Origin of the sequence: Paenibacillus sp. Soil766 (genome assembly GCF_001428105.1) — a bacterium.
In the GTDB taxonomy this organism is placed as follows: Bacteria; Bacillota; Bacilli; order Paenibacillales; family NBRC-103111; genus Paenibacillus_E.
This window is the reverse complement of sequence record NZ_LMSJ01000005.1, coordinates 27878-40776: the sequence shown is the minus strand read 5'-3', so window position 1 is coordinate 40776 and position 12899 is coordinate 27878. Positions and strand designations below refer to the sequence as shown.

The following is a 12899-nucleotide window of genomic DNA, read 5'->3' as shown; positions in this document are numbered from 1 at the left end:
AGCAGTTGCCGTGTGGCTGGCTGCTCCCTGCATATTCCGCTAACGTGTCCCGTTAGGTCAATGCACTCGACTTTTCAACAGAAAAAATCCCTTGTTCAACACCAAATCTCTGGACTTTCCTTTCTAACTTCAGTCCAACCCGCTCTAAGAGTTTACACGAACTAAGATTGGCAGTCTGAGTCTCAGCCAGGAGTTTAACAATTCCCAACTCTTCAAAGGCATACTTAATAACCTGGCTTAATACTTCTGTTGCGTACCCTTGTCCCCACCAAGCTGGAAGAAATTCGTATGACACTTCTATGCCGCCATCAACATGCTTGTCTAAGGACACTAACCCAATAAATTGATTGTTTTTTAACCGAACAACCCAAAAGCACGTATCCGAATTATTGGAACGAGCTACTGTGTCATTAAACTTTGCACGGGTATGTTCTTCAGGAATGACACCACCAAGGTATTTTCTAACTTGCTCGTTAACGTATATTTTTTTCACTTCTTCAAAATCATTATCGGTAATTTCAGTTATAAACCATCTCAATGTATCCAAAAGCGATTCCTCCGACAAGTTTTCGATACTTCGATTATTCGCTGTAAAGATTAAACTATCCAGCCCGTAATAAAGGCTGCTTCGTAGCAGACTTTCAACTATCGTTCCCAGATAGCTTAACGCTAGAAAGGGAGTGCACCGCCAGATGGTCCCATCTTAGCATCCGCCCCACGACCAGGTCCGCGCGGATCGAGTTCTCGACTTTTTAATGAATACTATTATAAATATTTTTAAATTCTTGAACAAAATCAATCGGCAGTATAGGGTCATCAGAAGCGGCTACTCGTTGTAGCTCTTTTAACCAGTTCAATGATTTTTCATCCAAATTTGACACATCGTTTGCTTGATGAAAATAAATATACAGCAATGCATAACGAAGTTTAATAGCATCTTGTAAATGTACTATTTCTACTTCTTGAATTGTATTTTCCTTCAGATATCCTTTCATAAAATGGCGGAAAAACATTTTATAATATTCCGCTTTATTTTCAAATTCCTTAAACGGATACAAAAGTGCATAACACAATGTAATCCCGATGTCGTTTATGAAATACGTATAACCGCAATCATCAAAATCGAATAAATAAATGTCTCCGTTATGCAGATAAAAATTACTTTGATGAAAATCAGTATGAGTCAAACCGTATGTATCTTTGGACTTAGTCAGAGAAGTAAGTTTTGTTAATCTTTCTTTTATAATTGAAATCATTTCATCATCAGGTCGCAGGTATTTCTCCGCCTTTAATTGAACTTCTAGGTCCCAAGCTTTTCGTTTAAACGCAGGATGACTCCATTCATAATCCTTTGTGGCATGGTGGATTTTTCCCAGGAATTCGCCCCATTTTTCATAAAGCGATTCATTCCAATCTTCACCCGACACTTCTTTTCCAGGAGACATTTCGTATGAAATGGCTAGAAACGAACCATTTTCTACAGCAATTTCTTCAACCATATTCCCCATGGTCGATGGTACAGCATTTGAAACTGCCAGTCCTGTATTCGACAATAAATTTATAAATGCAATTTCTCCCAGAATATTATTTCTTGATCTTCTAATTGTATGTGAGATTTTTAATATGAAAAATGCATTATTGTTCTGGTATTCATAAACAAAACTTTCATAACCGCCCAATAAACGAACAGTGTCATTATTAATGTCATATCGCTTTATAGCTTCTTTAAGGATCTCTTCAGTGAATTGCTCTTTAATTTCTCGTATCATTTTCAAAACCTTCTTTCATTCATAATTTAAGTAACTGCATAGCTTTTAAATCGAAAATTCTCGAAACTTCCCGTTGTCGTAAAAGCAATTGATCACAAAGAGCAACCAAGGCTAACGCGGTACGTCTTTTGTGACACACTCCTAATAATTTCTAGATCAGTGCATGTTATCCTTCAGCTCATTAGCGTAATCTGCCCTTTAGTTTAATAACAAAAAGAGACCCACAGCAACGGGCTGCAGGTCTAAGTTTATATTTTAAAGGGGGTCGGTTTTTATTATAACCTTTAATGATTAATACCAGATGAAAATAAGATTGCAATCGTGTAACATTTACTCAACTCTCCGTTGAACCTTAAATCCACTCATTTCCGTATTTTCGAATGAACTTAATCTCATTTTGATAATGTTCAAGGTGTCCTTCATCTATCATTTTTTGAAAAGCAATGTCCCCTTCACTGGCTTTTCTTTTAATGTATTTACATAATCCCTCTAAACGTAGCAATACCGTCTCCAAATAATCTTCTTCCATCCCATCAATACCGTAGGATTCAAAAAACAATTGAACTCTTTGTTTTATATGTTCGGCATCGTGTAATGGATTATAATAAACTGCCTCACCTGTTTCGTTATGATAACGCCTGCTTAAAGGAACGCAAGTGTAAAGAGTATAAGCTATGTCCCAAAGTCTTGGACCAGGAGCAGCAACATCAAAATCAATAATACCTACTGGTTTCTCATTATTAAAAATTATATTATAGATGGCAAAATCATTATGACAGATAATCTCTATGTTATTTGGGGTATTATCCATTGGTTTCCATTCATCTGATATTGGAAAATCACTCACAGCATCATGATATAGGCGGAGCATCTTCGCTATTTCTTTTAAAACATCATTAGACCACATGTATTCTTTTAAAGGATAATTGCCAGCTTTTCCTTCAATAAATGATAGTATCTCTCTACCTTTTCCATCAATCCCTAAAAACTTTGGTGCATAACTGAAACCTTTGTTTTCCAAATGATTTAATAGCTTATGAATTTTGGTACTGTCTGGCTTTAAATCGCGTCGAACAGTATCTGCCGAACGATATACGTTAGAGACATTCCCTCCTGTTAGCATTTCTTCGTTTTCATGGTGTGACATCTAAATATTCCTCCCTAATATGACTTTCTATAAAACTTAAAACAAATGTGCCAAGTCATAATAGTTCCATTATGCTATTTATTCCCAACAAAGGAAAGTGAGTAAATAGTTAAAGTTGAATTATCCTGCCCTACACGGAGTCGGCATTGTTTGCACTAAACTACCAGTTCAATGACCGAAGAGGAGCTAGCCGCGAAGCAAGCCCCTCAACTATAGTTCACCGTTACTTTAACAATAAATTTATTCAGAATGATCTTCTACTAGTCCAATAATCTCTAGAGAGTCGTATTTTTCTTTGATTTTTTCAGACAGGGACTTCACACCAAAAATCTCTGTGAAAGTGTGACTTCCAACGATCAGGTTCATTTTAATGAACTTTGCATATTGGATTGTGTATAAGATTTTCTCACCAGTTATATAGACATCACACTCTGAATTATGGGCATCACGAAGACACTTTGTAGAGTTTCCTGCCCCTGTAATAATCCCCACTCTTTTTATTAACTTTTCTGAGTGTTTCCACGTTTTTATGTTTTCACTTAGTACCGTACTAACCCGATCACTTAATTCTTGAAAGCTTATTGGGGACTCGAACTCCCCAATACCAGGCAGACTCCTACCCTCGATATCAATTGATTGTTGAATAACATTATTTATACCAATTGCCTTGAATAATGAAGTACACGTGCCAAATTCAGCATAATCCAATGGCAAATGCACAAAAAAATGACTTATTCCATAGGATGCGAGAAGTTTATGACACTCTTCTTGCATTCCAAAAACAAAATCCCATGCATCATGGTGGGTAACTATAAGATCAACTTTTTTTGTGCGGCTTGTTCAATAAGTTCGGGATTAATATTTGTCGCATACCCAATTCGACGAATTGAATCAGGACCATAGCTGTAATGTGCAAATTCCTTTCCATAATCAAATTGATTTAGGAGTCCACCAAATAGATTTTCGATTAATTCAGTAAATTGTTCTGTATTCACTCGTATCCCCCCAATAATTAACATTTCATATTAGTTACTTCTATTCGGTGAAATACTCAACAAACCTCCCTTTAGCTTAAATGATTAGTTATTGTGGTATATATCTACTCTTCTTTCTTAAATATCATTTACATTTTCCTCCCCACTGATGGGATAGGTACGTACTATCTCCACAATCACTTTCAAACACTCGCTACTCGATAGATCAGCATCATAAACATACCCTTCTATGTATTTCCGCAACTTCTTTATAAGAAACTCTTCTGTCTCCTGGTATTCCATGCACGCAGCTCCTTAACAGCTAATATTATATGATCATTACAAAATGGCACAGAACACCTAAAAGAATCGACGATAAAGTTCTCTTCTACGCTCGCCGCGGAGCTGTGCGTATATTTGAGTGGTCGATGCCTTCTCATGTCCCAGCATGCCTTGAATGAAATCCAAAGGTGCTCCGTTGTCCAGCAACTGGCACGCATAAGTATGACGAAAACGATGAGGGTACACGTTGGTTGCGACCTCTCCCCGATCTGCAAGCCGTTTTATTGACCATCTGATCGTGGGAATGGCCATCCTGCGAATAGGATAAGTTTCGGTTACAAACAAGGCTTTACAGGAGTCATTGCGACTTGCCAGATACTTTTTCAACCAGACCTTGCACTCGGTTGTGAAATACACTTCTCTTGCTTCGATCCCTTACCATTAACGATTGCAGAGCAATTCTCCCAGTTCAAATCTTCAATGTTTATCTTTTGTACTTCTCCAACTCGGCAACCGGTAGTGTAAAGGAACTCTAGAAGAGCTCGTTCCCGCATGGATAGACAAGAGATCTTCAAATGGATCACATCTTCCTCGATTAAAAACATCGGAATAAGTTTTTCAATCTTAGGCTCTCTTAATTTTAGAGATGGATTTGATGTTAGGTAGGTTTCTTCGTAGGCAAAGCGAAACAAAGATCTAACAAAGCGTTGATATCTCCAAGTTCATTAACCAGCATTTTAAGCTGCAGGGCGTAGTCTTTTAGAGTTAGTATACTAAATCCCTGTATGCGCTTATCGGCCTCATACAGATTCCACAATTGACTTATATTCATAAATAAAACCTCCCATTAGTCCTAATAAATCTAGGTTTTCTACTAATGAGAGGTTTTAATCTATATGTATTGAACTAGCGTTCCCAATTAGTTGAACGACCGGGTAACTCATCAGATTACTGAAAAGCTATTCCACATGAATTGGGCTTCCGCTTGAAGACCCGTTTGGATTTCGTTATGGCTTCACCCACACGTCTCCGTCAAAACCTTGGATTAAATACCAATCAGTACCGTTTTGAGCGATCCACTTGGCGATACATTGCACTTCTTGCGGAGCGTAGAACCCGCTGTCATGGGCTACAGTCATACTATCAGGCATTTTGTAGCTTGCCGTATCTGCTGTAATTTTCACGAATTCCTCGCTCGAAACGGTTCCAATCGGTCTTACTTTTAAGGCCCATTCAGGATTAACCCATATTGCGCCTGAAGAGGTCCTAACATGTAACCAACCGAGCCATTCTTCGAAGGCCTTTATCGTTCCCGGTTCAACCCACGAAGACTCTCCTTCGAAATCTGGATGTTCATATCCTTTTGCACCGGTTGGAAGCTCAACGCTTTTATCGATATTGCTTACGTTAGTTAGCGTAAGATGTCTGGGATAGATCCACCGAGATCCTTGATCGGTTTCTATTTTGTACCATATGACCGGACGGAAGCGGTAGGCCATCTCTCCCGTGTCCCAAAGACTGACAACTTTGATCTTCTGCGGTTGAAGCATAGTCGTTACATTCTCCTGATAAGGTTGTTCGTAAAGCAATTCCTCGTCGGTCAGGGTCAAGGTAAGATCAACCTTCTCTTCTTTGATAAGCTCTTTAAGTTTTGGTTTATACAGCCATTTCTCGCCAAGCCAGGTCTTGACTCGGTACCACCCAGGCTCGCAGATTTGCGTACCGTTGCTTAACAGGTAACAGAACTCATTCAGTCCTGTCATTTGAATCGGTTGTGCCGCCAATTGTCCGTTTCCGAGGGAGTATATGCTGTATGGGTAAGGGGTAGGGGCATCGAAGAAGGTTTCCGTTTTTAGTGTGCTCACACTCATGTCAACCTCGGAAAAGCTGCCGTGCATGACCGATTCGTTGCCATAAATCCAGCAGTCCCCTAGCCATGTCTTGATTTTAAACCAGGAAGTGCCCTCCATATTATTTTCCAAAATGACCTCGACGGTCTGATTCGCTGATAGTTTACCGACAACGGTGCTATTGACGGCTTGCTCGGCGTACAGCGTTTTCTCCTCCACCAGTGTTATGACTAATGCGGCATGAGCCTGTTGGGTCGACATCCCTAATATGACAAATATCCACAACCCGAAGCAAATCAAAATTGCATTTGATTTCACTTTGTTCATAAGCAATCACTCCTCTGATAAATAGACGATTATAAATGGAAAAAGTTTCCTTTAACTATTCGATCTATCCCCTTACAAGACAACAAAAACCTTGAACAACATGTGTACAGGCGAAGCAGCATTTTCAGTCTGTGCTGGATCAGGTCTTTCAGACCAAATCTGCCCGTTAAATGAGCGAAAGGCTGCCGATCGTGACTGCAGCCTCCCATTGCTGTGTATTGAACAAACGTCCTTCGTTCGTAATGAGGGGGGAGTTCTAATCAATTCCAAAAAAACCAACATCGCCAGTTTCATACAATATTTCACCTTTTTTATTCGTTGCCCGAATAGTAATAGGCATCTTCAAACCGTTCTCGACAAATGAGTACCATATTGAATATTCGCCATTATTAATAATTTGAGCTGTCTTATCTCCCTCACTAATTAAAAGAATCTGAGTTATTTCTGGATCTTTAACAACTCCATAAAGCATATGAATATTAAATTTTTGATTTTCTGAACCATGCCAGCTTAAGACCTGATCTGTAAACATTGGACTTATTTTCATATATTCACTTAATTCATATCCACGAATTTTCTTCTTTAGTAAAACAACACCTAATTCTGACCTATTATTTATATAAAATGCCATTGTCCGCTCTCTGTCAGTATGTATATGAATTAATTCACTATAGCCCGAATCAGATTCTGAAATTACTTTTTCAATTTGATCATACAGAGGTTTATTTTGTTGAATTAACCATATCAAAAGAATGATCGAAATAATGAAGACTACAACGAGCGGTATATAAATTTTATTTATCTTCACTTGTCCTCCTCTAACAAAAATGCTACTTAATTTATATTCGCAGAACGACATCATATCACCTTTTTATGTAAAAGCTTACTCAACAACTCTGCCCAATACTTGAATGTTTGTAGTTGGTTCCACCACGCATAACTGCCCGTTACTTCAATAAACAAAATAGGATCTGCCGCGAAGCAGATCCTAAACTATAGTTTCCAGTTAGCTCAACTAATTATCAGATCTTTCGCCAAAAGTGTTTGATTAAATCCTTATGTCCATCATCTATCAATACCGTGTTAATTACTTCCCTTAATTGTTCATACACCGGTTTCCCAGTTAACCACAGCTCGCAGAGAGACACGATAGTTTCCCCTTGTTTATGTCTTGACTTCAACCAAATACTTTGCCACTTTGGATAAGGATATGGTTCTTTCTGTGATAGAAAAGGTAAAGACAATGCCGCTTCAATTGTTCTGGTCATCATTATGTTTTTTCCCAATGGTTCTCGCGACGCAGAAATCGTTACTCCAGTGCGAAAATCTTTATAGTAATAGATCTTAATTTATTGAATGGAATCGCTCAGTTGCGTCAGCTAGAAGCATCGAAAGAAGTTGGTCACGATCCTGAATACAAATAGCATGTTTGTATATCCAAAGAACTTCGGGATCGCTTCCACTCAAACGATTTTGTAACCAAGTTAAAGATCGAATTTTAATATCCACTAAAGGACGATTAGTTTCATCGTGAACTCAGAGATGTTGGACCCCGCCAGCCATTTTAACTAAAGCAGTGTGTGATGTATCGGGGATTAAGAATTCAATATCGAGGTCAGACGATTCGTTAGACATTCCAAATGAATAGCTACCAGTGACAATTATTAAAGCAACATCCAAAGCTTTAACAATAAAAGAATACGCAGATTGATGTTTAAATGGTCCGTTAAAATAATCAGAGACTAGCTTTTGAACTTCCAAACTCATAACTATTCCTCCTAAAATAATCCGCAAAGTAACGATTTCTACACTCTAGCACTATTTTCCTTTTTAAGGGAAAGCTCCAATATATTACGTTATCCTGCCCAGTTACTTGAATGAACAAAAAAAAGGAGCTGCCGCGATGCAGTCTCCTCCGTTATAGTTCCCTCGTTAGCGTAGTTCAATATCTTGCTCCTTACACCATTCAATTACTAATTCCTTTATCTTACTTTCTTTGTAGTTATACCATTGCTTATCGACACCATGTTCTATGATCCCATCTTTAAATCTCCGAAATGCTCCTCTTCCTCGAATAGCTTCATACAGTTCTTCTCGAATATTTTCGTCCTCTAGAGTCCCAATAAAATCCTCTATGATGTCATATTCATTGAAATCATTTCTTAATGTGAAGTCAATGTAAACCCCGTCTTCATCCTCAACAATGCTAATGGCTTTTTCAATGTTCTCCCTTTGCCATTCAGGAAATTTTTCAAGTGGCTTTTCATCTTCTGCAGCCCCAATTTCTTCTCTAGTTAATGTAATAACTTCCCCTTTTGTAGTATTTATAAAGGTAAAAGTATCATCCATTTGCAATTCAATTTCACCAACTAGTTCATCCAATTTAACATGTTTCTTAGCCTTCATATTCTCTTCCGCTCCTTTAAATTGTTCCCTCAATAAACATCTTGTCCATAAAAACAAACATGCTTTCTTATCGGCAGCATCGAATTGATTAGATATTAATTTATTTCTACATGCACAGCCACACTCTCGTTTCTCCGTTAGCTTAACGTTAACTAATGCATTGAATTACTCGCTTTACTTGCTTATCATCTTTCTTTTCAATTAACGAAAACCACGACACGTCCTTTAATACTTGTTCATTTCGGGGTAACTCTGGATCAAAACCAAGTTTCGCTTCTTCTTCATCGTCAACGTTCACTAAAAAACAATAATCAGGACCATACGTGTATGTATCTTCAAAGAGAAGGCGTTCAACCTTTCCATTCAGATTTACTTCCTCATTTACTTCTCGTAGTACCGCCGCTTCAAGTGTTTCTCCCTCTTCAACAGCGCCCCCTGGAAGTGTCCAAAAGCTTCGATCCCCATGCTCTTGTAAAACCATTAATATTCGCTCATCTTTGATTATTGCGGCGCAGACCCTAGGTCTTATGGACACCATACCCTTACCTCCTTTTAACTTGGTCACCCAAATAATACCATCAATCGTTTCATGTAACTACGTAAACGGCCAGTTAGTTCAGCATGCTACAGGTCATTCTACTGCTTATCGGTAATCGGACAATGATCTTGACAACCGACACGGTTTTTGTTGACAAGAACTTGATCCCATTCCCGAAAAAAAAAGCCTCTGGGCCGATAGAACCGCGCAGAGGCTTTTTACAACTCCGAAAATTTCATTGATGCATTTATATATTGCTAACATATTTTTGCATATCCAAAACCCTACGGTTATCGCAACAGAGTTTAGACACCTCTTATATGCCGGGTTTTTATCCAAAGTGATCACGCGAGGTAATTGATTATGTGGAGAGGACATAGCCTTTGTAAAGAAACGCTTAACTGTCGGCAAATCACAATTTTCAGGTAACAAAAATCAATTGTATTCCCCATAGAATCAACTGCTCGATATAAATGCTTCCATTGACCTTTGACTTTGATGTAGGTTTCGTCCGTGCGGCACGAATCGTTTGAGGGTTTCAAATAACTGCGAATTCGTTTATTTATTTCGAGCCCAAATTCATGGACCCATCTCATGATCGTTGTATGGATAGCTTTAAACTCCGCTCGCTCATCATTTCTACGATGTCTCGATAGCTTAAACTATATTTTAAATACCATCTCACTTTTAGTAAATGATTGCTGATTCATATTGCTTCCATTTAAATAAATCCAATTTGGTTTCCTAAATAAGTTGCTCCATCCCATACTTCATTATCAATTACGTAATAATGAATTAGAGTTTTGCACCACAACCCGATTTGTTATCCAACAACTCGATGATCATATTCGCTGGCACCGGTTTGCTGATAAGAAACCCTTGAATTTGATCACATCGGTATGTTTGCAGAAGCTGAAGCTGCTCAGGCAGCTCAACCCCCTCTGCAACCACGGTTAACTGAAGCCTGTGTGCCATTTCAATCAATGTCGAAACGACAACCTGGCTTCGAACGTTTTCCGCGAGGTTATCGATCAGCGTTTTATCGAGTTTCATACATTGGATGGGAAGTTGACATACATATTTCATCGAAGAATAGCCCGCTCCAAAGTCATCAATGGAAATCATAAAACCCAAATTTCGTAATTCGACAAGGATGTTAATAACTTCTTCAAAGTTTTCGATCGCAAAAGTTTCCGTCACTTCCAGCTCGAAATGGCATGGCTCGACCTTTTCTTCCTCAAATACACCTCGAATCCGTTCAACAAAATTGGGCTGCAGTAGTTGGACACCCGATATATTGATGGCGATGATCAATGACATGTCCTCCATTCGATTTTGCCAAGCTACATACTGCCGGCATGCTGATCGCATGATCCATTCGCCTATCTCATTAATAATGCCGGAAGATTCAGCAATTGGAATAAATTCGTAGGGTGATACATATCCGAACTTCTGGTTCCTCCACCTGAGGAGCGCTTCCACCCCGGCAATTTTACTCTTCACGAGATCCCATTTTGGTTGATAAACAAGGGTAAGCTCTTTGTTGTCAATCGCACTTTTCAAGAATTGCTCCAATAGGGTTCTTCTAGTCCTTATCTCCTCAATCGATTCCGAGAACCAGCGGTAATTATTTTTACCGGTTTCTTTGACATCCAGCATAGCCACATCGGAATGATGCAGCAAGCTTTCCGAATCAGCTCCGTGATCCGGATACAGGCTGATTCCAATACTGGCGGAAATCGTAAAGTGATAGCCATTTAGCTCATAGGGCGCGTTGATTTTCTCAATAATAAACTTCGCCAGCTGTTCAATTTGTTTGGAATCGAAAACGTCATGGACAACGATACAAAACTCATCCCCACCCAATCGACAAAGAAATTCGCCATACTTCATACAAAGCCGTAATCTATTGGTAACCTCCATCAAAAGCATATCCCCCATATGATGCCCCATCGTATCATTGATCAATTTAAAACGGTCCAAATCAATAAATAGTACGGCAAATCGGGACTGGCGCTTGCGACTTTGTTTAATCATTTTATCAAGGTACTCGAAAAATGCTTTCCGATTAGCGAGCCCCGTCAAATTATCATGATTCGCTTGAAATTGAATCTTGTTTTGCGATTTTTCGAGCGACGTCATCATGTGATTAAACGACTTCTCAAACTGGGTAATTTCGTCATTGCCGGATTCCAGAATGCGAATCGAAAAATCTTGTTTCGTCTTGATCAAATTCATCCCGCTGATCGTATAGTCCAATCTTGTAAATATCGTTCGCTGAAGAACATAACTAATGATGAAAAAGAATACCAATCCGGAAAGTCCGAAATAGAGCAAGTAAAACATAATGCTTTTCTGGGCTTCCTTATACAATTCTCTCGGCTTTTTGAACTGTAAAAGGATGGCAGGCTTATTGTCGACATCCGAAAGTAAGGTGAAACCTTTTATCTCCGATTTATCAGACTCCGTCCAAAACGGCAAGGTCCGGCTTCCTGGCACCGTAATGGTGGTGGCTTGTTCAGGTGGGATATAGGACGGATCCACAATAGAAATCGTCAAAGGGATGTCCGTTTTTGCGGAAATATACCGAATGTAGTTTGCGTCCAAGAAGCGTGCGAAAACCAAAGTTCCGTGAACAGGCCCTTCATTGTTGCTCGTTAAAATGGGGTAAGAGGCAGCAATTAACGGCTTATTATCCACAATCAATAACCCCTGCTTTCGGAGTGAAGAGTTCGGTTGTTCAAAGAAAGATGCATACGCTTTCATTAATGCCTCAATCATTGAGCTTGGATAGGCGAGAGGTCGGTTATTGCTATAATCGTAAGCTTTTCCAAAATAGATTTGCTTTTGGCCATTCATTAGGAGGGTAATATTAAGTCGGCTTGATACAAATAAAGAATCGGTATAATTGACCGTAAGATAAGGATCGTTGTCCGCAGGAATCGCTGATCTATTAATAAAGTTGTAGGTATCGTCCCAACCTGCGTAGTTGATTGCAATTGCTCCGAGATTGGTATATTCATCAAAATAGGAAAGCAGGTTTTGTTTCATGTTTTCACGCAAACTATCAAGCTCCATCCGCTCATAATTGTGCAGTAGCGCCCTCTCCGAAATCAGGTATAGAAGCGTTAGCAGGCAAAGCGTGGTCACCCCAACGTACATAATAATTTTTCGGCGAAGCAACATGGCAGTATCAACCTCCGGTGATGTTCTCTGATTGTACGAGCTTTTAGGTTGAAATATTGGTACGAGCGCCAGAGTTCTACAGCAAGATTGTATTTTATATCAATTCAAAAAACACATAAACTTATGCAAGGATGTGTTTTTTTCTAAATTGATTATAAACAATAACTCAATAACTAGTAAATAAGAATTATATATTTGTTTGTGATTAGGTATTAAGAACTAAACCTGAAATATATGCTCCTTCCAACTTGTAATTACGTCTGAGACGGATATAGTCTCTAATTTCTGCGGGAAAGGGAATTTCCTAAGTGTTTCCATAAACTTCAAACAATTTTCGATCCAGAGTCTCCGAACGAAGTAACTATGAGCGGATTCAAGTACTTTGAAAAAACTATTCTTTCTTTTCGGCGATGTTAGCCA

At 38.9% G+C, this 12899-nt stretch carries 12 protein-coding genes and 2 pseudogenes; all 14 read right to left on the bottom strand.

The window, feature by feature from the left end:
* Window positions 1-52: 52 nt before the first annotated feature.
* Window positions 53-547, bottom strand: coding sequence for a GNAT family N-acetyltransferase (locus ASG89_RS04895; protein WP_235549606.1), 495 nt, complete (start codon window positions 545-547; stop codon window positions 53-55).
* A gap of 205 nt (window positions 548-752) precedes the next feature.
* Complete coding sequence (locus ASG89_RS04890; RefSeq protein ID WP_057309268.1) at window positions 753-1769, bottom strand: phosphotransferase enzyme family protein; 1017 nt, start codon at window positions 1767-1769, stop codon at window positions 753-755.
* A gap of 352 nt (window positions 1770-2121) precedes the next feature.
* Window positions 2122-2916, bottom strand: coding sequence for a phosphotransferase (locus ASG89_RS04885; RefSeq protein ID WP_057309266.1), 795 nt, complete (start codon window positions 2914-2916; stop codon window positions 2122-2124).
* A 240-nt stretch (window positions 2917-3156) separates the two neighbouring features.
* A complete protein-coding gene (locus tag ASG89_RS04880; protein ID WP_235549605.1) occupies window positions 3157-3690 on the bottom strand; it encodes a Nif3-like dinuclear metal center hexameric protein in 534 nt (177 codons plus the stop codon).
* A gap of 35 nt (window positions 3691-3725) precedes the next feature.
* Complete coding sequence (locus ASG89_RS37480) at window positions 3726-3911, bottom strand: hypothetical protein (protein ID WP_235549604.1); 186 nt, start codon at window positions 3909-3911, stop codon at window positions 3726-3728.
* Window positions 3912-4250: 339 nt separating this feature from the next.
* Window positions 4251-4726, bottom strand: a pseudogene (locus ASG89_RS37475) (tyrosine-type recombinase/integrase).
* 104 nt (window positions 4727-4830) lie between these two features.
* Window positions 4831-5004 (bottom strand): hypothetical protein, encoded by a 174-nt coding sequence (locus ASG89_RS37470; RefSeq protein ID WP_235549603.1) that lies wholly within the window; start codon window positions 5002-5004, stop codon window positions 4831-4833.
* Between the two features lie 175 nt (window positions 5005-5179).
* Window positions 5180-6349 (bottom strand): hypothetical protein, encoded by a 1170-nt coding sequence (locus ASG89_RS04870; protein ID WP_057309264.1) that lies wholly within the window; start codon window positions 6347-6349, stop codon window positions 5180-5182.
* 256 nt (window positions 6350-6605) lie between these two features.
* Window positions 6606-7157 (bottom strand): hypothetical protein, encoded by a 552-nt coding sequence (locus ASG89_RS04865; RefSeq protein ID WP_057309262.1) that lies wholly within the window; start codon window positions 7155-7157, stop codon window positions 6606-6608.
* A gap of 728 nt (window positions 7158-7885) precedes the next feature.
* The gene (locus ASG89_RS04855) at window positions 7886-8116 is read right to left on the bottom strand and encodes a hypothetical protein (protein ID WP_057309259.1); all 231 of its coding nucleotides are present in this window, start codon (window positions 8114-8116) and stop codon (window positions 7886-7888) included.
* A 165-nt stretch (window positions 8117-8281) separates the two neighbouring features.
* Window positions 8282-8755, bottom strand: a complete 474-nt coding sequence (locus ASG89_RS04850; protein WP_057309257.1) for a UPF0158 family protein — start codon at window positions 8753-8755, stop codon at window positions 8282-8284.
* A gap of 148 nt (window positions 8756-8903) precedes the next feature.
* Window positions 8904-9293, bottom strand: a complete 390-nt coding sequence (locus tag ASG89_RS04845) for an NUDIX domain-containing protein (protein WP_057309255.1) — start codon at window positions 9291-9293, stop codon at window positions 8904-8906.
* Between the two features lie 318 nt (window positions 9294-9611).
* Window positions 9612-10028 (bottom strand): annotated as a pseudogene (locus ASG89_RS37465) (IS6 family transposase); the annotation flags it as partial.
* 60 nt (window positions 10029-10088) lie between these two features.
* A complete protein-coding gene (locus tag ASG89_RS04840; protein ID WP_057309253.1) occupies window positions 10089-12479 on the bottom strand; it encodes an EAL domain-containing protein in 2391 nt (796 codons plus the stop codon).
* Window positions 12480-12899: the final 420 nt, after the last annotated feature.